Raw genomic sequence first — 22,642 nt, 5'->3', positions numbered from 1 at the left:
TTTAAGTTGACATAATTATATTCTATTAACTTATATAAAAAAATAACAACCATCCATGGATGGTTGTTATTCACTACTTCTGTATTAGCCGGCCTGCAGCACGCTCTGACAGCGCGGGCATAGTTTTTCATCGTTGAGCTCTGTTGTATAGTTCCAGCAGCGCTCACATTTCTCTCCGTCTGCTTTCGCTACCGCAACATTTAAGAAGTCATAGTCCTTACCTGCTTGATCAGCAGTAAGTTCTGCCTGTGACGTGATGAACAGCTGGTTTAAGTTGTCAAACGACTCAAGCAGCGCCTTATCTTCAGCATTGTCAGTGAAGATCTGCACTTTCGCTTCCAGTGACTTACCGATGACTTTCTCATGACGCGCATCTTCTAATGCTTTCAGCACATCATCGCGCAGCTCAAGGAATCTCTCCCACTTCTCAACTAACGCAGTATCGACTTCTGTTGTTTCCGGCATATTTGTTAAATGCACGCTCTCTTCTGTGACATGAGGGGTATGGCTCCATACTTCTTCTGCTGTATGCGGGAGAACAGGTGCCAGTAACCGGGTCAAGGAAGTCAGCACTTCATAAATAACGGTCTGCATGCTGCGGCGGACGTGTGCATGCCGGCCTTCGATATAAAGAATATCTTTGCCGTAATCGAGATAGAAATTACTCAGTTCAACGTTGATGAAGTTCTGCAGCTCCTGATAGATGAATAAGTAGTCATGATTCTCAAAATGACCATGTGCCTGGTTGACAAAGGCATAAAGGCGGTTCAGCATATACTGATCGACTTCTGTTAAGTCGTCATAAGCGACCGCATCTGTCTCGGGATTGAAGTCTGCCACATTACCGAGCAGGAAGCGGAATGTGTTACGGATTTTACGGTACACTTCTGACACCTGCTTCAGGATGTCGTCAGAAATACGGACGTCTGCCAAGTAATCGACTGACATCACCCAGAGACGGATGATATCTGCACCCATCTGTTTGACGACTTTCTCAGGTAAGATCGTGTTACCGAGTGACTTACTCATCTTACGGCCTTCTCCGTCCATGACAAAGCCATGGGACAGGAGTTTTTTGTAAGGTGATTTCCCGCGTGTCGCTACCGCTGTCGTGATGGATGAGTTGAACCAGCCGCGATACTGGTCAGACCCTTCAAAGTACAGGTCTGCCGGGAATGAGAGTTCCGGACGTGCTTCCAGTACACCGCGGTGCGATGATCCTGAATCAAACCAGACATCCATGATATCCGTCTCTTTTATGAACTCACCGTTCGGGCTGCCGCTATGTGTATAGCCTTCCGGCAGCAAGTCTTTCGCTTCTCTTTCATACCACACATTCGAGCCGAACTGTTCAAATAACTGTGCGACATGCTCAATCGTTGCTTCTTCCATGATGATGTCGCCGTTCTCCGCATAGAATACCGGCAGCGGCACGCCCCATGCACGCTGACGGGAGATGACCCAGTCGCCGCGGTCACGGATCATATTGTAAATACGTGTTTTACCCCAGTCCACTTTAAACGCTGTCTCATCAATCGCGTCCAGTATATCCTGGCGGACTTTGTTGATGGATGCGAACCACTGCGGTGTCGCACGGAAAATAACTGGTTTCTTTGTACGCCAGTCATGCGGATATGAGTGCGTGAAGAATTCAAGTTTCAACAGTGCGCCGACTTCTGTCAGCTTCTCTGTGATCAGCTTGTTCGCTTTATCATAGTAGACACCTGCGAATTCGCCCGCTTCCTCAGTGAACACCCCTTTATCATCTACAGGTGAGATGACAGGAAGATCATATTTCTGACCGACGATAAAGTCATCTTCCCCGTGCCCAGGTGCAGTATGGACACAGCCGGTACCGGCATCAGTCGTTACGTGGTCCCCTAAAATAATGAGTGACTCACGGTCAAGGAACGGATGCTGCGCTGTAATATGTTCAAGTGCCTCGCCTTTAAATGTCTTGTCGATCGTTATACTGTCTTTGTCCCAGCCTACTGCGTCACAAACATTGTCAAGCAGTACTTGAGCGACGATGAATGATTCTCCTGCGACATTCACCTGTACATAATCAAGCGCCGGATTAAGAGCGATTGCTACGTTCGCAGGTAATGTCCACGGCGTCGTTGTCCAGATGACGAACTTCACATCGTTGTCGATAAGACCTTTACCATCTTTCGTCTTAAATGCGACATAGATTGATGGTGATACTTTGTCTTGGTACTCGATCTCTGCTTCAGCTAGTGATGATTCACTGGACGGAGACCAGTAGACCGGTTTTTTCCCTTTATAGATATAGCCTTTTTTCGCCATGTCGCCGAACAGACGAATCTGCTCCGCCTCAAACTTCTCCTGCAGCGTGATGTATGGCTTCTGCCAGTCCGCATTGACACCGAGACGTTTGAAATCTGCTTTCTGCAGGTCGACCTGCTCTAATGCGAACTGCTTGCACAGCTCACGGAACTCAGCGACAGACATCTCCTTGCGGTTGACTCCTTTTTTGGTCAGTGCCTGTTCAATCGGCAGACCATGCGTATCCCAGCCGGGAACAAACGGTGAGTTGAAGCCGGTCATCGCTTTATAACGGGTAATGAAGTCTTTGATGATTTTATTTAGGGCATGACCCATATGGATCTGTCCGTTTGCATACGGCGGGCCGTCATGCAGAATATAGTTCGGTTTTCCGGCATTTTTCTCTAAAATTTTATGATATAAATCCTGCTCATCCCACTGCGCCTGAATCTCAGGCTCTTTGTTCGGCAGACCGCCGCGCATCGGAAAAGCAGTTTTCGGCATCAGCAATGTGTCTTTATATTCCATTTGATCATCTCCATTTTCTAAATATAAAAAAAGAACGCTAAACTTTGTATCAAGGACGAATTGCTCCGCGGTACCACCTTGTTTAACTCAAGTTTAGAGTTCTCTTAGTTCATGATTGAATTAATCAGCAGAGTGATATATCCATAGAGCGGCAGGCTGATCTCCCACTGTCATCAGCTCGCTTGACTGCCATTATGCTATAGAACGGTTCTGCTATTTAACTATTACTCTGATTCTACATCATTTAACTGCGATTGTTCAATAGGTTTTGTTTCCAAATCGTAATTTAATAAGTAATCCCAGTCCTCATTCTTCAGCAGATCAAGCTGCGCTTCTACAAGCATACGGAACCGTGCACGGAAAATTTTTGACTGGCGCTTCATGTCTTCTGTCTGAAAACTGATTTCGCGGGCTTTCTGCATCGCATCATTGACAATCTGATCGGCATGGTTCTGCGCATCTTTAATGATGACGTCAGCCTGCATGCCTGCTGCAGCTTTAATTTCATCGCCGGCGCGCTGTGCAACGACAAGCGCCTCACCGATTGTATTTTCAACCGCGCGGAATCGGCTGATGTTTTCATCTTTATCGTCAATCATGCGCTGCAGCATCGCTTTTTCTTCACGCTGCCGTTCCAGTTCATCACTCAGTTCACGCAAGTAATCTCTTACTTCGTTTTCATTCAATCCTTTATGGACGATATTGAACTGCTTCATTTCGATGTCTGAAGGAGAATAATTCATTGTGTTCACCTCTTAATTAAATAATGTCTCTATCGTTAGTCTGATTTTGTCTTTTTTCGTCCGGTCTCCGATATGCGTGACTTTCGCTCTGCCGAATCCTTTGATGGATAATAAGTCGTGTTCTTCCACTGTGAAACTCGTCTTAGTGATCACGGTATGATTCACTTTAACATGTTCGCCGTCTATGAGTTTCTGGGCGACCGCCCGTGACTTCTTTGTGAGCTGCTGGATGACATTGTCGAGCCTTAAACTGGAGACCGTCGTCTGCAGCTGCGTATAAGCCTCCACCGGTTCAATGAAGTCACTGAACGGGACGGCCCGCAAAGTGACGGCGGCTTTCTTGATGCGTGTCAATTCGAGTATCATAAAAGATTCAAAAGGTTTCGTCAAAACGAACTGGATGTGATGCCCGACTCTGATATCACCGAGCTGCTCCCGTTTAATGCCGGTCTGCATCAGCGAGCCGAGTAAATTGCGGTGCGTCAGCGTGACAAATTTGTCCGGATAATTCACTTCAAGCAGTGTCAGCTGAAAGTCCTCCTCCTCCGGAACAAAGTAGTCCGGACTGATGATGGCCCGGCAGCGTTCAGCCTGGGCATCACCGCCGAACGTATGAACATGAAGGCCGGCAAACTGCTTGACGACGACAGTTAAAATATACTGTTCGCGGGGATCAAGAAAAGGCGTCAATACCGGTGCATAGCTTGAATCTGCGCGCTCACAGAACTGCATCATCGCTTTGACTGTCTCCTGTTCTTCGTATCTGAAATGCTGTAGTAGATTCATGCGCTTCTCCTTATGCTACAAAAAAATAATCCCATTAAACTGAGATTATTCGTCATCGCTCATTCAAGTTAATACAGATGAGGTAGTACAAACTGGTAAAAAATAGCTATAACGCCGTTTCTGAATAAGTTGAACACCACTAACGCGACAATGGCTGACAGATCAAACATGCCGACCGGCGGAATATAGCGTCTGAACAGTTCTAAGTAAGGCTCGACGATTCGTGCCAGTATTCTGCCGAATGCGGATTGCTGCGCACCTGGAATCCACGACATAAAGAAATAGACAATCATGGCATAGAAATAAACTTGCAGCAAAAACAATATAAAGTTAAAAATGGGTATGACGATATCCTGGGACATTTTTTCTCCTATCTTTCTTCCATGTTTTCAGGGGCATCCAGCATCTCTGTGATAGTTCCTGCAACTTCTACATTGTCAGGTGTGCACAGAAAAATATCCTGGCCGATGCGCTGAATGTCGCCGCCGATAGCATATACTGTTCCACTCAGAAAATCAATGATTCTTTTAGCAGAGATTTTATCGATGCGCTGCAGATTGACAAGCGTCGCCCGACGATTCTTAAGTTCGTCCGCAATATCCTGCGTATCTGAAAACACACGGGGCTCAAACAGACACATTTTCGAGCTGCTCTGCACATCCTGCTTTATATTGACAACGTTCGGTTTAGTCACCACTTTGTTCTCCGTCGGCTTAAATGCTTTTCTTGGTTCACCCTGCACCACTTTCTTCTGGACGACCTTCTGCTCTTCTTTCAGCCGCGCTTCGCGTGTATCTTCACTGCTGTATATCTCATTATCATTGTCTTCATCTTCAACGACGAAGAATCCTTTAAATACATCTTTAATCGCCATAGTGTCCTCCTACCCGACAAGCTTTGTGCCAATTCTAATAAATGTCGCACCTTCTTCTGCAGCAATCAAATAGTCATTGCTCATACCCATTGACAGCTCAGTACATGGTGCATTGGACTGTTTCAAGTCCGCTACTTCATCTTTTAATGTTCTTAAAGCGGCAAAGCAGCTTCTCAGTTCTTCTTCGTTGTCCGAGAAAGGCGCCATCGTCATCAAGCCGACCACTTCGATCTGTTGAAATGCTTTTAATGATTGCACGAACGGCACTACTGCTTCCGGCGCCATCCCGTGCTTTGATGCTTCTCCGGACACATTTACCTGTACGAAACATTTAACGGGATGATCCGCACGTTTTTCGATCTCTTCAGCCAGTGACCATCTATCCAGCGAATGCAGGTAATCAATCGAATTGATCACGTCTTTCACTTTTCTCGTCTGCAGCGAACCGATGAAATGGAAAATCCCTTCCGGCAGCGCCTCTTTCTTAGCTAGAAATCCTTCAACTCTGTTCTCTCCGAAGTGAGTGACGCCGGCATTTAATGCTTCCTTTGCTCGGTCTATTGTAACATATTTTGTGACTGCAATTACAGTAGGACGACTGCTGCCTGTTCTTGCAGCTAGTGACTCATTGATTGTTTTCAAATTTTCTTTAACTGTCATGTTCATTCCTCGTTCCTATAAATGCAAGCATCCGGCCTGTATTGCCGCATTCCGTCCGATAAGAAAAAAAGTCAGGGTGTTCTGCTGTGCAATGTGCTGAAATCCATATATTCTCCGGCTTAACTCCGTGAAATAGGGCGATTTCCCGGTTCAGTGCCTTTAAGTTGATCTTATAATGCCCGCTGTCCTTCCGTTCAAAGAAAGGTGCTGTGTCAAAGGGCAGCGCGTTGAACTGCCTCCTGATATCTTCGTTCACTTCGTAGCAGTCCGGACAGATGGACGGTCCGATGATGCAGACGAGTTCTTCAGGATGCGTCACTTCTTTAATCAGTTCTCCTGTGACCATGCCGAGCGTTCCCCGCCAGCCCGCGTGACCGAGCGCTGTAAACGAATCGACTAATGAATAAAGATAGACGGGCACGCAGTCTGCAAAGCACATCGTCAAGAGAACATCCGCTTCCATCGTCCAGAGCCCGTCATAACCATGCAGGTCACCAGTCAGTTCATCAATATTGGTTCCCCGGCGTTCGGCAGTCACTTGAGCAATCCGGTTGCCGTGCGTCTGAACCGGAAACACCCAGTTCTCACGCGGCACACCGATCGCCTCAGCAAGCAGCTGCTGGTTATGAACGACATTAGCCGGCAGGTCATCGATATAATGCGCCATATTCATGGCGTCGGCCGGGTAAGCACTCACCCCGCCGTTTCTCGTCGTGATTCCGATCACTCTGTTATTGTCGACAGCCATATGCAGTGGTTGAGTATCGAATAGTTCCACCGTATCCTCCTATGAAAAAAAAGCCGGGACGTTTGTTCCCTCCGAGAGGAAATAATGTTTGTCCCAGCTTCATGCATTATTATTATCTTCTTGACCGGCGTGAACGCGTACGGTCACGTAAGAAGCTTGGTACATCAAGATCTCCATCGTTAGTTGACTGTGGTTGTGACTGCGGCTGTGATGGTTCTGGACGCTCCTCTTTAGTCTCTCTTACAGGGTTTTGACTGAAAGATGTCTGTGGTTTCACTGAGCGGGCACTCGTTTTTTCGTTGAAGCCAGTCGCGATGACCGTCACAACAATTTCGTCCTGCAGTTCAGGATTGATGACTGTACCAAAGATCATGTTCACGTCTTCGTCCGCGGCATCCTGCACAATATTTGCTGCTTCCTGAGCTTCAAATAGTGATAATGATTCGCCGCCGGTAATGTTCATCAGAACCCCTTGCGCACCAACGATAGACGTTTCAAGCAGTGGAGAAGAAATCGCTTTTTTAGCGGCTTCCATCGCACGGTTCTCACCAGATGCCACGCCAATTCCCATCAATGCTGATCCTTGGTTAGACATAATCGTCTTGACATCGGCGAAGTCAAGGTTCACTTCACCGGACACAGCGATTAAGTCTGAAATCCCTTGAACCCCTTGACGTAATACATTATCCGCCTCTTTAAACGCTTCCATCATCGGCGTTGATTTGTCAACGATATCAAGCAGTCGGTCATTCGGGATGACAATCAATGTGTCGACCGCAGCTTTCATTGCTTCTACACCTGCTGCCGCCTGAGTCTGACGTTTACGGCCTTCAAATGAGAACGGACGTGTCACGACACCCACTGTCAACGCGCCCATCTCTTTAGCGATTTTAGCGACAACCGGTGCTGCACCTGTTCCAGTACCGCCGCCCATGCCGGCAGTGACGAAGACCATATCAGCGCCTTGAATGGCATCTTCAATCTGTTCACGTGATTCTTCGGCAGCTTTCTTCCCGATTTCAGGATTAGCCCCCGCGCCAAGACCACGCGTCAGTTTTTCACCGATCTGAATCTTTGATGAAGCTTTTGATAAGTTAAGTGCCTGGCCATCAGTATTAATCGCGATAAATTCTACATTGTTCATGCCATGTTCAATCATTCGGTTGACCGCGTTGTTACCGCCGCCTCCGACACCGATGACTTTGAGTGTTGCTAAATGGTTAAACCCTTGTTCAAATTCCAACATTAATATTTCCTCCTATACTGTAATGGCCGTCTATTCAAATAATGATTTCATAATTTTTTTCATCATACTTGGTTGTTCTTCGTGTGCTGCTGATTCATCTGAGTGATTTTGTCTATCATTGTCAACAATGACCGTTTCACCGGGTTCGACATTGACCTGGCTTTTTCTTTTGAAGAAGCCGTCCAGCCGATTTTGTTTCGGCTTTGATCCTTGTTCAACATGCACTTCTTCTGCATGCGTTTCATGATTATTAATTGTAACATAATCAAGAAGCTCATCAAAGTTAATGCCGCTTGAAATCATCGCGATGCTTGATGAGAACTCAGGCTTTCTGATACCCATCTGAACTGGTACATGAACTCTTACTTTTTCATTGACCATGTCCATCAGCAGCTCTTTCATTCCAAGCATATTGGCAGAACCCCCTGTGATGACGAAGCCGCCGTTGATCTTATCAATTCCCATGTCCTGAAGTAAATCAAAGACTTCCTGGAACATCTCCTCGACACGCGCTTCAATAAAGTCACTGAGTTCCTTCTGGTTGAATGCCACTTCCTCGTTGCTGTCGTTCTGGACGACGTGGAAGACGTCCTGTTCAGACGCAAGGTCGAAAAATGCATGACCATACTGCTCTTTGATTTTCTCCGCTTTATCGTACGATGTATTAAGCGCCTGTGCGATATCTGCTGTAATATGAGCGCCTGCAACCGGAATGCTGTCCGCATCGACAAGTGTACCGCGTTCATAGAACGCTACTTGTGTCAGCTGGTCTCCGATGTCGATGACACAGGCCCCAAGTTCGACTTCTGTCGGTGTCAGTATATGCTTGTAGTTATAGGCATCTGAGTAGACGTCCAGCACTTCAACACCGCATGACTCCACACATTTCAATGTGTTGATCAAAAGTGAACGGTTAGTCGTGATGACACCTGCATCTACTGCAAGACTCTGCGTCGCCACCATATTTTTAGGGTCGCTCACTTCATGGATATCATCGACTCTGAACAATTTCGGATATACCCCGATAATCTCAATGTCGCTTGCCGTATTTTTGCCGCGGATGTTTTCAAGCACTTCTTCAATATGTTCACCGTGTATTTCCGTTGATTCTCCATTAAAAGAAATTTCATTCGTCACATCATGTATTTCTGTATGGATGATCGGCATTTTTAAGAATACTTCCTTGATATCTACGCCGGAAGCAATCTGCGCCTTTTTAATCGTATCTTTAATCGCATGCTGTGCAACATCAAAATCATCGATGACACCGCGTCTGATTCCATCCGTGAAAGTTTGTCCTGTGCCTATCACATTGATACCGTTATGAAATTTCTCACCGACAACCACTTTCACGCTTGCTGAGCCAATATCTATGGCTACATAATAATGCTCTTCCATTAATAGGCACCTCCAAAACACAATTTATACTATTACACACTAACATTAGTTTACATGATAGCTATCGTCATGTGAACTATAAAACAAATATATCGTTAATTTTAATCAATTCTTATAATAACTATTGAGCGGCTGATTTATCGCTGCAGCCTGCTGATTATGCCGGCGCTGTTTTTATGATGAAGCTTTTTTTGATTTTGTGCGGATGGCATCGAGCTGTTTCTTCAGTTCATTGATAGACTGCTCAAGTTTCTGATCTTCTCTTTTCTTTCTCGCTGCCACTTCACTTTCCATTTCAAGGCGCCGCGTCTCTGCTTTTTGCGATTCATAAGGAATGAACACTGCGCCTACTTCAAGATCGATAATACCAGGCTTCACAAGATTGCCGTTCTGGTCCCGCGGCACATTTTTTGCCATGCCGGGATAGTAGTCAAGTTTGTCGCCGAGCGTCCTTAAATCCCCGATAACTTCAAGACCATCATTCATAAACAGCTGAACGCGTCTGGATGCTTCCTGGTTCGGCACAAAGTTAATTTCGGAGATGGCGTTGACAATAGCAGGATTGGTCTTGTTTAAAATAGTCACCAGCTGCTGCCGTTCTTTTCTGCCGAAATCCGAGACGACAGGTGCAGTGCTGCTGTCAATATTATTAATGGACTTCAGTACCTGGCCGTTTTCCAGCAGCGGATTGAATCCGCTGCCGTCAGCGACTACACCCACTATAGCATATTCTGTAATATCCACAGACAGTTTGTTCGGGAAATGGCGGTGAATCTCAACTTTTTTAACGCCATCCTGCATTTTTAAGTTCTGTTCCATCTTGCTGACGGGAAGCGAATAGATTCTGTCTTTCGGCGACAGATTGAGTATTTGTTTCACTTTGCTTTCTGTGATGAGCTGGGTCTTGTTGATGGTCACCTTGCCGACATAACTGATACTCGTGAACATATACAGCAGAATCAATGTCACAAGTACAACGACTGCTAAAAAAATCCCTAGCTGCAACCGATACCGATTTCTACGGTTTTTTGTCCGACCGTTAAAACTTGTGGATTTCACCACATTTGATTCAGCCATTCTATCACCTGCTATCCCATCTTCTTAACTTGCTGGATGAACTCATCACCGCGTACTTCATATGTGGGATACTGATCCCAGCTGGCACAGGCCGGGCTTAACAGGACGACTTGTCCCGGCTGTGTGAAGTGCGCGGTTTTTGCTGCGGCATCTTTGACATCCTCGCATACTTCGTAAGGAATAGCATGCTGCTGCGCAAACGCAATCAGTTTAGGTGTCGTCTCACCGAAAATATACATGCGCTCAACGTTCCCCACATGATGATCCAGATCCTCAAAGCCATTGCCGCGGTCGAGACCGCCGCACAGCCAGTGCACACGCGCTTTGAACGCATCAAGTGCGAACGTTGTTGCCAGTGTATTAGTCGCTTTCGAATCATTGTAGTACTTCACACCATCAATTGTTGCGACGTACTGCGTGCGGTGCTTAATACCTTCGAATGTAGTCAGCGTAGCGATGATTGCTTCATTGGTGATACCGGATAATTTACAGACAGCGATACTTGCGAGAATGTTTTCAAGATTATGTTTGCCGGGAAGAACGACCTGCCCGACAGAACAGATGACCTCACCTTGGAAATAAATATGGTCATCTATAATATAGGCGCCGTTCGTCTCATGGTCCGGTGAGAAATAGCTGACTTGACTATGAACCGGAAAGTCTTGCAGCAAATGCCGCTGTGCATCGTTAAAGACCAGGTAATCTTCTGCCGTCTGATTCTTAAAAATAGTCATCTTAGCCTGGACATAGTCATCCTGTGTCCCGTGATAATCAAGGTGCGCTGAATAAATGTTAGTGATAACCGCAATATGGGGTTTATACTGACGGATGCCCATCAGCTGAAAGGATGACAGCTCTGTGATCATCGTATCCATAGGGCCGGCTGTTTGCGCGACTTTTGACGCGACAACTCCGATGTTGCCACTTAACAGACCTGTTTCAGGTGAATGACTGAACATGTCGCCGATCAACGATGTCACTGTCGTCTTGCCGTTTGTGCCGGTGATTGCAATCGTCGTTCCTTCATTGATCTGATAGGCAAGCTCCACTTCAGTAATAACGGGTATATTTCTGCTGACAGCTTCCTTGAGCAGCGGTACATGGTAAGGAATACCTGGATTTTTGACGATGAGTTCGTGCGTATCAAGCAGTGTCAATGGATGTTCTTTATCTATCACTGTGACGCCCATCTCTTTCAGTTCACGGGCGTCTTGATTGTCAGTCAAGTCCTTCCCGTCATTGACCGTCACCACTGCACCTAAGCGATGAAGTAATTTTGCTGTTTCATAGCCGCTTTTTGCCAGACCGAGGACCAGTACATGCTTCTCTCTGTAATCTGTAATGTTTTTCATGTTAGTTCACTCCTAAATAAATTCCGACGGCACCGGTAATCAGACCGGCAAGCCAGAACACAATGACAATCTTCCATTCGCTCCATCCACCCAGTTCAAAGTGATGATGAAGCGGACTCATACGGAAAATTCTTTTCCCTGTTAATTTGAATGATGTGACCTGCAGCATCACTGACAGTGTTTCAAGGACGAATACTAAGCCGATGAAGAGCAGCGTGAGTTCTTGATTCAGCATGATGGATACAGTCGCAATCACACCGCCGAGCGCGAGCGAGCCGGTATCACCCATAAATAGCTTCGCCTTATATTTATTGTAGATCAGGAAGCCGCATAAACTGCCGACAAGAATCATCGTAAACACACCGATACCGAACGCCTGCTGATACATGGCAATCACCGCATAACAACTGAAGGCGATAATCGATAAGCCGGTTGCCAGTCCGTCGAGACCGTCCGTCAGATTGACTGCGTTCGAGAAACCGACCTGCCAGAAAACAATAAATACAATATAGAACAAGCCGAGTGGAATACCCATGTCAGTGAACGGCAGATTGATCGTTGTGTTCAATGCAAGCAGTCCTAATGATTTGCTGACGATATAAAACAGCACTGCGATTAAAATCTGGAATAGAAATTTCTGTCTGGAAGTCAGGCCTTGGTTATTCTTTTTGACCACGATGATGTAATCATCTACAAAGCCGATCAGCCCGAATCCTAAAGTGACGAGCATCAACAGCATGATCGGTCCTCTATCTTCAACAAACAATAGGGCGATGAGACTGATGACAAGCGTACTGATTAGGAATGTCAGGCCGCCCATCGTCGGTGTGCCGCTTTTTTTCATATGACTCTGAGGACCTTCTGTTCTGATGGACTGACCGAACTTCATTCGTTTCAGCAGCGGGATGAATAAAGGAACTAAAATTGCTGTTAATATAAACGCAGCAAGCGCGTAGGGAAATGTCTGCATGATTATGGTCGCGACGTAACGTCGCATTCTCCTTTTAATTTTGTTTTGCTTTTTCTGCTTCAAGTTGTTTCTTTAATGCATTCTCTTCATCTTTCTGGTTGGCATCAATAATATCATCGTAGGCGGGTGACTGTTTCAGCGGATCAAGCGAATCCATTTTAACGACAACCGCTTCGCCTTGTTTAATAATTTCACCTTGTGGAACAGACTGCTTGACAACGTAACCGGAGCCATCAAACTTCACCTTGATACCGGTCAGCTGTTCAAATTCCAGCAGTTCACGTTTGGACCAGCCTGAAATGTCAGGCATCATCAAGTCACCGTCTGTTGCAATGAACACTTTATCGCCGAGCAGCATCGTCTGACCTGCTGCCGGTTCAGAAGCAGTGACCGTTTTACCTGAGCCGATCATAACAGGTGCGACAGACTTACTTTCAAGAGCTGCCTGCGCTTTTTCTACAGGCATACCTGCAGTAGTAGGAACTTTAGTCGTCAGCGGCTGGTTTTTCTCTTTGCCGTTTTCAACATCCAAGTATTTCAGTGTGTTTTCCATCAGTGGTTTGTAGCCTTTCGAAACACCAATATTGTAAGCTTCCGCTGCATTTTTCTGTGCGAGTGACATCGCCATGTAGACGATGACTTTAGGATGATCCGCAGGCGCATAGCCCATGAAACTCAGTAAATACGGATTATCGCCCTGCACATAACCGCCGTGTTCTGTGTCCGGCACTTGGGCGGTTCCTGTCTTGCCGGCAATTTGGTAGTCATCAATACGGTAGTTATAAGCATGCATCTCTGAGCCGTAGACGACACTCTTAAGTGCTTTCATCGTTTCTTTCGCGGTCTGCTTTGTGACCGGTGTGCCGACTATCGTCTTTTCCCCTTGATACATCACTTTCTTATCTCCATTAATAGACTGGACGTAATACGGCTTGAGCATTTTGCCGCCATTGAGAATCGCTGTTTCAGCCTGCACCATCTGAATAGGGGTCACAGTTGTGGACTGGCCGAAGGCTGACACTTTACGGCTTAATGGATCGCCCCAGGAAATATTGCCGGTCACTTCGCCGTCAAACAGTGAATTCGTCGTCTTGCCGAAACCGAATTTTTCGTAATACTCCTTCATCTTCTTAATACCGACCTCATCCTGCAGCTTCATCATCAGAACATTGGAAGAGAGCTGGAAGCCGTGGTTCTCTGTGATCCTGCCCCACCCTGTCTTGTTCCAGTCATAAATCTTCTGGCCTTCTATTGTCCGGCTGCCTGACTTATATTTTTTGTTCGGCTGATACTTGCCTTCTTCTATCGCAGCAGCGAGACCATATGTCTTAAACGTAGAACCCGGCTCATATGTATTCTGGAACAAATCGTTCTGCCATTTGACGCCGAAGTTTTCACGCGTCTCGGGGTTGAAGGTCGGCCGCTGACTGTACCCGAGGATCTCTCCTGTTTTTGCATCAGCGACAACCGCAAATAAATCTTTCGGCGCATAGCGCTTCACCATCATATCAAGTGAATCCTCGACGAATATCTGGATGTTCTTGTCAATGGTCAAGTGAACGTCATCTCCGTCGACTGCCGGCGTGACATTCCCGGAATTCGGCAGGACATACTGCCATATATCCTGCTTATAAGTTGTTTTACCGGCTTTACCTGATAAGTAGGAGTCAAATACTTTTTCTGTGCCGAGCATTCCTTCGATCTTATTGGTCTCAGAATTTTTCTCAGCATAGCCGATTAAATGTGAGGCAAAATTGCCGTTCGGGTAAAACCGTTTCTTCTCAGAGAAGAAAGTGAGTCCCGGGAGATTCAGCGCCTCTATTTTTTTCTTCTGATTATAAGTTAAATCTTTGCCGGCTTTACCGAATTCAACCTGGAACACTTTTTTTGTCATCAGCCGGTTATACACTTCTTTTTTCGGCATATCGATAATTTTACTCAGGGCAGCAGCTGTCTTTTTCTTATTCACAACATAAGCGGGCGACTTATCTGTGTTGACCATGCGCTTATCAAGCACAGCAACAAGTTTGAAGGAACTGATGTCCTGCGCGAGCACTTCACCGTTCCGGTCATAGATGACACCACGCTTCGGCTGATTGATAATATTTCTGGCATATTTCTCACTGGCTTTAATAGATAAATCCTGTCCCGACGAATGCCCGGAAATCATTACATACGAGTATCTAAAAATCAATAGAAAAAAGAGCAGTCCGAATAACAATACTAAGAGGACTGCTCCTATTTTGTTTTTTTTAATCTTAATTGCTGCCATCTTTTTGCACTACCTTTACGTTATCATTGTTCAAGCTCAGCCCATAAGCTTTCGCTTTACTATAGATACGTTCGTAAGATGATTGTTTCATTGCTTCAGCGTTTAATTCTCCGTTAATGCTCTGCTGATGGATTATTTTACTGTCTGTTGCTGCAATTTTTACATTCATGTCATACGCATCATACTTTAAAGATAGCATATAAACACTGACCAAAGCAATCAATGCTACAAGCGCTAAATAAATCAGCTTCTCTACTTTAGAAAGCGATACAACATGGGTTTTTGCTGTAGCTTTCGTACTGCTGCCTTCATATGTGTCATAAGCTCTTTCATACGCATTACTGCCTATGTATTCTGCTGCCATGTTGTCACCCCTTATTTTAATACTTCTGCGACGCGTAGCTTCGCACTTCTTGCCCGGTTATTTTCAGCTAATTCTTCTGCTGTTGACTCAATGGCTTTTCGGTTGACTCGTTTGAGTTTAGGTTGATATTCGTCGGGGATAACGGGCAGGCCTCTAGGTACTTCAGGCCCTCTTTCATATTCCAGGAACAACTGTTTACATATACGATCTTCCAGTGAATGGAACGTGATGACTGAAATTCTGCCACCTTTTTTTACTGATTGGATGGCTTGCTCAATCGATGATTCAAAAGCGCCCAGTTCATCGTTGACCGCTATGCGTATGGCCTGAAAGACTCTTTTAGCCGGATGCCCGCCCTTGCGCCGAGCCGGTGCCGGGATGCTATCCTTAATAATATCGACGAGTTCGATTGTCGTTTCAATAGGTTTCAGTTCTCTTAATTTTTCAATGTTTCTTGCAATCTGCTTGGAAAATTTCTCTTCGCCATAACGGTAAAAGATGCTGACAAGTTTTTCATACGGCCAGTCATTGACCACTTCATAGGCAGACAGTTCCTGCGTCTGGTCCATTCTCATATCGAGTCTTGCCGCGTTGTGATAGCTGAAGCCGCGTTCTGCTTCGTCCAGCTGTGGACTTGATACGCCGAGGTCATATAATATGCCGTCTACTTTATCAATATTCAATGAATCCAGAACTTCCCGCAAGTTTCTAAAATTGTTCTTGACGAGCGTCACTTTATGCATATGATCTTTCAGGACATCAGATGCATTATTCAATGCTTTGTCATCTTGATCGATCGCAATCAAACGTCCTTTATCGGACAGCTGACTGACAAGATAAAGACTATGGCCTGCACCACCTAATGTGCAATCGACATAAACGCCGTCTTCTTTAATATCCAGCATATCGACTGTTTCACGCAATAATACGGTGATGTGATGGAACATAATTTACCTCCTAAAAATCCAGATCAATCAATTCTTCTGCTATTTCTTCATAATGCTCTTCAGTTTCTTCATAAAATGTCTGCCATACAGCTTTATCCCATATTTCTATGCGGGACGATACACCGATGACTACACATTCTTTCGTTAATCCAGCATATTCTCTCAGATGAGATGGAATGTTGATTCTTCCTTGTTTATCAAGGTCTACTTCAACAGCTCCGGAAAAAAACAATCTCATAAATTTACGTGCATCTTTTTTAGTGATGGGAAGTGTCTTTAACTTCTCTTCAATCTTCTGCCATTCGGCAATCGTGTATCCAAAAAGACAGTTGTCAAGGCCGCGAGTAATAACGAAATGTTCTGATAATTCATCACGGAATTTTGAAGGAACAATGATACGTCCTTTAGCATCCAGTTGATGCTGATATTCACCCATGAACATATCTATCACCCTGCCTTAAATATAATTTACCACATCGCCCCACTTTGTACCACTGAAAAATAAAATTTTCACAATATATTATTTATTAATTAAATAATACAAAAAAAAACCATTTCGACATTTGTCGAAATGGCTGGAAAGTATTGATGGCTATAGCGTTATAACTCAATGACAACTTGTCCTGTCGTATACACGAGTTCATCAGAAATTTTAGTAAATATGCATAAATCCGTGTCATTGATCAGCTGCAGCGGATGCCATGTCCGCTCCTGCAGACCGCCTCTTGGATTTAAGTGCAGCTCTATCTCCTTGAAGTGGCGCAGCACAATCTCATTCTTCTGTCTGAGTTCGCGCTGATAAGCCTTTCTGAAGTAATCGAGCTGTTTTAAATGATGCTCAAGATTGCTGCCAGCGATCACTTGAACCTGTTTCGTCTCGGCCAGCTCTGTTATTTCGCTGAACACAGTGGTCAGCTGCTGCTCAAGAGCGTCAACTTTTACAAGCAGCGCCTTATTCGCCTCGTCCGCCAGAAACTGCTCCTGCTGATGCTGCATGCCGCCCGTTAAAATAGCTGATATATTCAGTTCATACTGTTCGAGCAGCTTCTGAATACGCCGGTTAATATATGTTATTCTCATCCGCGGAATTAATATGGGCAGAGGACGATCTAAGTACGCAAACACATCAGCCAGTTCATTCCAGTATTTAATCTCGGACGGTCCACCGATGAAACAGAGCGTGTTGAACATTAATTCCTGCATGACCGGGCGAGTCACTACGTTGTTCGAGAACAGTTCAGGCTCTGTATCAATGAGCCGCAGCAGTTCATCCCGCGTGAATGTCACGTCAGATTTATTCAGCACGAACTTTCCTGCCGTAAAATTCAGGAGCTGCCGCTGATTGTCATATTTCATGAACAGATGGACATTGGAATTTGTCTCAATCATCTGCTGCTGCCCGCCGGCAACGGATTTCTTCTGACCGGCGATAAATGCCGCATGAATCGCTTCGTGATGCGTCAGCATATACTTGAACGTTTCTTTTTCAAGACGACGGAATGCAGGGTCATTACTGTCAATCAGCAGCAGGCCACTCTCCTTAAATAGTTCGTGAATCAGCTGCTTCACTTGATCGGTCCACGCATTCGGCAGCTCTGAAAGCAGCTGCTGAATCTGCCGGGTGCGTTCCGTCTCCTTAAGCTTTGACATGAACTCATGAACCGTACTGTGTTTTTCTTCGTCACTCAGCATAAAGTCGGAGACGGAAGTCTCCACCTGCTGCTTCGTCGCGACTTTTACTTTATTCAGTCTGACCTGACTATCATCATAAAGATAAGCATGATTGACTTCGCTGAAATCATGGTCTTCTCCTGCAATCCAGAACACTGGGATAACCGGGCGATTCAGCTGATGAGACTGTTCTCTTGCGAGCACGATAATAGAAATAATTTTATGTATGGTATACAGCGGACTGATAAATAACCCCGCCTGCTGGCCGCCGATAATCACTGGTGCCCCTTCTTTAAGCGCTGTCAGGTGATTGTCCTGCTGCTTCGTTATACCAAGCGGCTTCATGTAATCTGCAATAATGTCAGCCAGCTGCTGTGTATGCGGATGGGATTTCACTGCTGCACGTTCTTTGAACAGATGCTGAGGAAATTCCTCATGGTAACTTTTCTCGTGGTCATTGACCGTTAGTATCTCCATTGCTGATACTCCTTCACGTTATTCTTACAATAGTATAATAACTTTAAAACAATAATACAATATTCCGGCTTGTTATGAGTGAATTCACATCGCTATAATGTAAACAAGGTTATAATATGAACAAGGAGTGATGATGATGACAGAAGTCAAGAAACTAGAAATCAACTATAAGACAGCGGATGACTTTAAGAAGTTCAGAGAAGTCGGCAATCAGGAACTATGGATGGTCAATGAGCTTGAAGGCAATATGATGGATGCTGATATTGAATCCCCATTCTATGGTATCTATGTCGGAGAAAATCTTGCAGCACGTATGTGCCTGTTTAAGAAAGATGATGTGAACAACGACTACTTCAGCGATGCGACGGACTATCTTGTACTCTGGAAACTTGAAGTACTCGAGAAATACCAGCATAAAGGTTACGGCAGACAGCTGCTCGATTACGCCAAAACATTCGGGCTGCCGATTAAAACAGCGCCGCGCTTACAGGCAGCGCCGTTCTTTATCAAGCAGGGCTTTGTACCGCTTGAATATAATCTGGAACGCGACCTGAATGAGAATGTTTATGTCTGGTACCCGGCTGAACAGTAATCTTGCGGCCCGCAAAGTAAAAACCCCTTACAGCGTAAGGGGTTTTATCATTATTTAGCGACGACTTCTTTACCGTTATATGAGCCACATGACGGGCATACACGGTGAGATAATTTCATTTCGCCACAGCTTGAACATTCAACCATGCCAGGTACTGAAATTTTGAAGTGTGTACGACGTTTTCTTTTAGCTGTTTTAGACGTTCTTCTTTTAGGTACTGCCATTCTTTTCTCCTCCTCTACTTGAGACTGTTCGTTAAGACTTGCTATCAAGTAAATCTTGCAGTTTCGCAAATCTCGGATCAACTTTAGGTGTATCTTCCTGGGTTAACTGATCCTCAGCAACAACTTCCCAGCCATTGCCCTGCGTTAATGACATTTCAACGTCATCTTTAACGACACGGGCCGGTTTATTCAATACAACCAGTTCTTCAACGACAGGCTTAATATCGATCATGCCATTAATCATTTCATGTCGATTTAATTCCTCATCAAGATTAAATTCATTCATGTCAAAGATTTCAAGGGATTCAATATGAATCGGCACTTCTACCGGCTCCAGTGTGCGGGCACAGCTCATTGTATAGCTGCCTGTGATCACTAAATCAGCGTAAACTTCCTTAGTTCTCGTCGTTAACTGCCCTTCAACATGGATAGTGGATAAATCAATTAACTGAAGACTTTTAATAAGATGTGGAAACTCCATATCAGTTTCAAAACTTAACGGCGCATCCTGGTGTTTCCGAAGTTGTGTCATTGACCATTTCATAGGTTTCACCTCTTACAAACACAAAATTTATTTTAACTTTAAATATAGTTATTTGTCAAGATTTTTTCTTAACAGTTAATTTTGATACAATCAATATTATAAACTTAAAAGGCGGGAATATCAATGAAGTCAGTCGCTATCATTTCTGAATACAATCCTTTTCATAACGGCCATGCCTATCAGGCCGAACTCGCCCGCGAGCAGACAGGAGCGGATGTTGTCATCGCCATTATGAGCGGTCAGTTCACGCAGCGCGGCGAACCGGCCATCGTCAATAAATTCATCCGGGCTGAAATGGCGCTCTCTGCTTGTGACCTCATCGTCGAGCTGCCGCAGTTCTATGCCCTGAGCTATGCCAATGACTTTGCTTCAGGCGGCATTCAGGCCGCTAAATTACTGCGTGCAGATGCACTGTCGTTCGGCGCAGAAGAGCCGGACATCGATAAGCTGACGGCTGCTGTCGACCTGCTGACAGAGCCGAGTGCTGTCGACCGCGGTAAAAGTTACGCCATGATGATGGGTGAAGAACAAAGAGACTATTTCTCGCCGAACAATATCCTTGCCATGCAGTATATGAAGGCGGCACGACAGATTAATCCCGGGCTGCAGCTTGTCCCGGTTCAGCGTATTGATAGTTCTTATCATGATACAGAGATCAACGGACGGATCGCCAGCGCAACAGCAATCAGGCGTGCCGCGCTGCAACATGAAGACGTTACCCGCACTGTGCCGAGCTGGACCGGCAGGCTGCTGCTGTCAGAACAGCTGCTTCAGTGGGAACAGTTTTTCGAGATTTTGAAATACAGACTTCTTACGTCAAGCACAGACGAGCTGCGCGCTATTTATATGATGACGGAAGGACTGGAAAACCTGCTGAAAAAGCATATAGTAGAAGCAGCGACATTCAGTGATTTTATGTCCCGTATTAAGACGAAGCGTTATACTTATACACGGCTGCAGCGGCTGCTCTGCTACGTGCTGCTCAATATCAAGACTTCAGAGCGCTATCCCGAAGTCAGCGCTGTCAGAGTGCTCGCTATGAATGATAAAGGAAGGCGCTACTTAAAGACACTGCCGGGCGAACATTATTATACGATGACCAATAAAAAGAACGCACCGCTTTTTCATCTTGAAATTAAAGCGACACGTCTTCATAATTTAATAAGCGGCAGCGGGATGACCGACTTTAACACGCCGGTGATTTACCGGTCCTGATATTTTTGTTGCAGTGCTTCCGCCACTTGAAGCGGCACGATATCACTCACGTTACCACCGAACTTGGCTACTTCCTTCGCAATGCTCGAGCTGATGAATGAATACTTGTTGTTCGTCATCATATAAAGCGTTTCAATGTTGTCGTTCAGTTTTTTATTCATGCTCGTCAGCTGCATTTCATATTCAAAGTCACTGACTGCCCGTAGTCCTCTGACAATTGTTTCTGCTCCGATTTTCTCGCAGTAATCAATCAGCAGGCCTTCGAAGTAGCCGACATGGACATTCGGCAAGTCTTTAGTCACTTCTTCGATCAGCTGCACCCGCTCTTGAATCGTGAAGAAACCGGTCTTATTTGTATTGCGCAGCACAGAGACATGCACTTCATCAAAAAGTTTGGCGCTGCGCGTTATAATATCCAGGTGGCCAAGCGTAATAGGATCAAAGCTTCCCGGCACTACTGCTTTTTTAATTGTCATTTGTATTACCTCTTAATATTGTAATTTTGATGGAACCATAAACTTCTTCTTTGATGCGTTCAAAAGAGCGGCAGTCTACCAGCTCCTCCTTGTCACACTCGCACATGATCAAGCCGTCAGCTGCCAGCAGCTCATACTCCTCAATCAGTGCGAGCGACTGATTGAGAAGCCCTTTACGGTAAGGCGGATCAAGAAAAATGAGATCAAACTGCAGGCCGCGCTTATTCAATGCTTTCAGTGCTCTGAAAGCATCATTGCGATACACTTCTGTAGGTTCTGTCACCTGCTCCAGATTGTGTTTGATAGCTTTTACCGCATCTATGCTGCCATCAACAAAAATCGCCTCATCCAGACCGCGGCTGAGCCCCTCGATGCCGAGTCCACCGCTTCCGGCGAACAAGTCAAGGCCTCGACCGGACAACGGGCCGAGTATGTTGAAGATGTTTTCTTTTATTTTATCTGTCGTCGGTCGTGACGTCATGCCCCGAGCGGCAGTAATCTGTTTTTTCTTGTATTTTCCTGCGATGACCCGCATCATTTCACCTACTTAATCTATAATAAAGGAGCACTATCATGTCACAATCATTTATCAAACTCGGCGATGGCTACAGCGATTTCTTTGAGCTTGAGGAGCTCATCAATTATAATCACGACAGAATTCATAAAATTGTCTGTCTGCATACGACCCTCGAACAAAAACCGAAGACGAGCGTACTGCTCATTATGAAGCCCACCCGGCAAGGAAATTTCCAAGGTATTTATTCTATCTTCGAAGCCATCCCTTACCCTTATCCAAAAAGCAACAAGCGCTTTGATTTTATCAAATCATGGGCGGCCGGGCAATCTCTGCCGCTCGCTGAGCTTGAAGTGAAGGCGAAGCATCACTTCTTTGAAGATGCGCTCTACTTCAATTATTTGACCGGCGTGCTGAGGCTGCAGCGGCTGTTACCCCCGATGCGTTGATTCATAACTCCGTTCCAGCGAACTGTACGGAGAGATCTGCACGTCCACCACATACTTAAGCTTTGCCAGCTGTTCCAGCACGTCATCCGTCTTCTCTTTATCGATATAGAGGGACAGCCATTTGTCTTTTTTGCTGGAATAGACAATATGGCCGAACTTTCTGATCTGCCGTTCATGTTTCGGACTTTTTAAATATACGATTAAATGTGTTCGTTCAATAATATTCATT

Annotated in this window: 23 protein-coding genes and 2 pseudogenes; 3 read left to right on the top strand and 22 right to left on the bottom strand. The window is 45.3% G+C overall.

Annotated features, from left to right (window positions below):
* Positions 1–84: 84 nt before the first annotated feature.
* The 17 genes and pseudogenes from ileS to bshC all read right to left on the bottom strand — a co-directional run bounded on the left by ileS (position 85) and on the right by bshC (position 18,399).
* Positions 85–2,814, bottom strand: coding sequence for an isoleucine--tRNA ligase (gene ileS / locus KFV11_RS04265; RefSeq protein WP_254250427.1), 2,730 nt, complete (start codon positions 2,812–2,814; stop codon positions 85–87).
* A gap of 224 nt (positions 2,815–3,038) precedes the next feature.
* The gene (locus KFV11_RS04260; RefSeq protein WP_149458269.1) at positions 3,039–3,557 is read right to left on the bottom strand and encodes a DivIVA domain-containing protein; all 519 of its coding nucleotides are present in this window, start codon (positions 3,555–3,557) and stop codon (positions 3,039–3,041) included.
* Positions 3,558–3,569: 12 nt separating this feature from the next.
* Positions 3,570–4,343, bottom strand: a complete 774-nt coding sequence (locus tag KFV11_RS04255; protein WP_254250426.1) for a YlmH family RNA-binding protein — start codon at positions 4,341–4,343, stop codon at positions 3,570–3,572.
* A 68-nt stretch (positions 4,344–4,411) separates the two neighbouring features.
* Positions 4,412–4,705 (bottom strand): YggT family protein, encoded by a 294-nt coding sequence (locus KFV11_RS04250; protein ID WP_254250425.1) that lies wholly within the window; start codon positions 4,703–4,705, stop codon positions 4,412–4,414.
* Positions 4,706–4,713: 8 nt separating this feature from the next.
* Positions 4,714–5,217 carry a cell division protein SepF gene (locus KFV11_RS04245; RefSeq protein WP_254250424.1) on the bottom strand — a complete coding sequence of 168 codons (504 nt, stop codon included), beginning with the start codon at positions 5,215–5,217 and terminating at the stop codon, positions 4,714–4,716.
* Between the two features lie 9 nt (positions 5,218–5,226).
* Entirely contained in the window at positions 5,227–5,877 is a 651-nt protein-coding gene (locus tag KFV11_RS04240; RefSeq protein WP_149458265.1) for a YggS family pyridoxal phosphate-dependent enzyme, read from the bottom strand.
* A complete protein-coding gene (gene pgeF, locus KFV11_RS04235) occupies positions 5,867–6,655 on the bottom strand; it encodes a peptidoglycan editing factor PgeF (RefSeq protein ID WP_254250423.1) in 789 nt (262 codons plus the stop codon). The genes KFV11_RS04240 and pgeF overlap by 11 nt, the downstream gene beginning before the upstream one ends.
* A gap of 241 nt (positions 6,656–6,896) precedes the next feature.
* Positions 6,897–7,871, bottom strand: a pseudogene (gene ftsZ / locus KFV11_RS04230) (cell division protein FtsZ); the annotation flags it as partial.
* Between the two features lie 248 nt (positions 7,872–8,119).
* Positions 8,120–9,269: pseudogene (ftsA, locus tag KFV11_RS04225) on the bottom strand (cell division protein FtsA); the annotation flags it as partial.
* A 174-nt stretch (positions 9,270–9,443) separates the two neighbouring features.
* Positions 9,444–10,346, bottom strand: coding sequence for a cell division protein FtsQ/DivIB (locus KFV11_RS04220; RefSeq protein WP_254250421.1), 903 nt, complete (start codon positions 10,344–10,346; stop codon positions 9,444–9,446).
* Positions 10,347–10,357: 11 nt separating this feature from the next.
* The gene (gene murD / locus KFV11_RS04215) at positions 10,358–11,698 is read right to left on the bottom strand and encodes a UDP-N-acetylmuramoyl-L-alanine--D-glutamate ligase (protein WP_254250420.1); all 1,341 of its coding nucleotides are present in this window, start codon (positions 11,696–11,698) and stop codon (positions 10,358–10,360) included.
* A gap of 1 nt (position 11,699) precedes the next feature.
* Positions 11,700–12,668, bottom strand: a complete 969-nt coding sequence (gene mraY / locus KFV11_RS04210) for a phospho-N-acetylmuramoyl-pentapeptide-transferase (protein WP_254250419.1) — start codon at positions 12,666–12,668, stop codon at positions 11,700–11,702.
* A 34-nt stretch (positions 12,669–12,702) separates the two neighbouring features.
* Complete coding sequence (locus KFV11_RS04205) at positions 12,703–14,940, bottom strand: penicillin-binding protein (RefSeq protein WP_436970219.1); 2,238 nt, start codon at positions 14,938–14,940, stop codon at positions 12,703–12,705.
* Positions 14,927–15,304 carry a cell division protein FtsL gene (ftsL, locus tag KFV11_RS04200; RefSeq protein ID WP_149458258.1) on the bottom strand — a complete coding sequence of 126 codons (378 nt, stop codon included), beginning with the start codon at positions 15,302–15,304 and terminating at the stop codon, positions 14,927–14,929. Before ftsL ends, KFV11_RS04205 begins: the two co-directional genes overlap by 14 nt.
* 11 nt (positions 15,305–15,315) lie before the next feature.
* Positions 15,316–16,251: a 16S rRNA (cytosine(1402)-N(4))-methyltransferase RsmH gene (rsmH, locus tag KFV11_RS04195; protein ID WP_149458257.1), complete on the bottom strand. Its 936-nt coding sequence runs from the start codon at positions 16,249–16,251 to the stop codon at positions 15,316–15,318.
* A 10-nt stretch (positions 16,252–16,261) separates the two neighbouring features.
* Positions 16,262–16,693 carry a division/cell wall cluster transcriptional repressor MraZ gene (mraZ, locus tag KFV11_RS04190; RefSeq protein WP_149458256.1) on the bottom strand — a complete coding sequence of 144 codons (432 nt, stop codon included), beginning with the start codon at positions 16,691–16,693 and terminating at the stop codon, positions 16,262–16,264.
* Between the two features lie 158 nt (positions 16,694–16,851).
* Positions 16,852–18,399: a bacillithiol biosynthesis cysteine-adding enzyme BshC gene (gene bshC, locus KFV11_RS04185; protein ID WP_254250417.1), complete on the bottom strand. Its 1,548-nt coding sequence runs from the start codon at positions 18,397–18,399 to the stop codon at positions 16,852–16,854.
* Between the two features lie 136 nt (positions 18,400–18,535).
* Between bshC and KFV11_RS04180 the strand changes: the two genes are divergently transcribed.
* Complete coding sequence (locus tag KFV11_RS04180) at positions 18,536–18,991, top strand: N-acetyltransferase (RefSeq protein ID WP_254250416.1); 456 nt, start codon at positions 18,536–18,538, stop codon at positions 18,989–18,991.
* A gap of 50 nt (positions 18,992–19,041) precedes the next feature.
* Here KFV11_RS04180 and rpmF read toward each other — a convergent pair whose 3' ends face one another.
* On the bottom strand, positions 19,042–19,215 hold the full coding sequence (gene rpmF / locus KFV11_RS04175; RefSeq protein WP_149458253.1) for a 50S ribosomal protein L32: 174 nt from the start codon (positions 19,213–19,215) through the stop codon (positions 19,042–19,044).
* Positions 19,216–19,246: 31 nt separating this feature from the next.
* Positions 19,247–19,759 carry a YceD family protein gene (locus KFV11_RS04170; protein ID WP_149458252.1) on the bottom strand — a complete coding sequence of 171 codons (513 nt, stop codon included), beginning with the start codon at positions 19,757–19,759 and terminating at the stop codon, positions 19,247–19,249.
* A 123-nt stretch (positions 19,760–19,882) separates the two neighbouring features.
* On the opposite strand from KFV11_RS04170, the gene KFV11_RS04165 reads away from it, so the two are divergent.
* Positions 19,883–20,974, top strand: coding sequence for a nucleotidyltransferase (locus KFV11_RS04165; RefSeq protein ID WP_149458251.1), 1,092 nt, complete (start codon positions 19,883–19,885; stop codon positions 20,972–20,974).
* On the opposite strand, the gene coaD is transcribed toward KFV11_RS04165, so the two are convergent.
* Both coaD and rsmD read right to left on the bottom strand, forming a co-directional pair.
* Entirely contained in the window at positions 20,962–21,450 is a 489-nt protein-coding gene (gene coaD, locus KFV11_RS04160) for a pantetheine-phosphate adenylyltransferase (RefSeq protein ID WP_149458250.1), read from the bottom strand. The genes KFV11_RS04165 and coaD overlap by 13 nt on opposite strands.
* Complete coding sequence (gene rsmD, locus KFV11_RS04155) at positions 21,440–21,985, bottom strand: 16S rRNA (guanine(966)-N(2))-methyltransferase RsmD (RefSeq protein ID WP_254250585.1); 546 nt, start codon at positions 21,983–21,985, stop codon at positions 21,440–21,442. The genes coaD and rsmD overlap by 11 nt, the downstream gene beginning before the upstream one ends.
* 38 nt (positions 21,986–22,023) lie before the next feature.
* Here rsmD and KFV11_RS04150 point away from each other — a divergent pair, with 38 nt between their 5' ends.
* The gene (locus tag KFV11_RS04150) at positions 22,024–22,413 is read left to right on the top strand and encodes a DUF7147 family protein (RefSeq protein ID WP_149458249.1); all 390 of its coding nucleotides are present in this window, start codon (positions 22,024–22,026) and stop codon (positions 22,411–22,413) included.
* Here KFV11_RS04150 and KFV11_RS04145 read toward each other — a convergent pair.
* Complete coding sequence (locus KFV11_RS04145) at positions 22,396–22,641, bottom strand: DUF2129 domain-containing protein (RefSeq protein WP_149458248.1); 246 nt, start codon at positions 22,639–22,641, stop codon at positions 22,396–22,398. The two genes, KFV11_RS04150 and KFV11_RS04145, sit on opposite strands and share 18 nt — an antisense overlap.
* Position 22,642: the final 1 nt, after the last annotated feature.

This window comes from Macrococcus equipercicus, assembly GCF_024205945.1.
GTDB classification, from domain to species: Bacteria; Bacillota; Bacilli; order Staphylococcales; family Staphylococcaceae; genus Macrococcus; species Macrococcus equipercicus.
The sequence above is the reverse complement of the archived record's forward strand: the minus strand, read 5'-3'. Positions and strand labels throughout refer to the sequence as shown.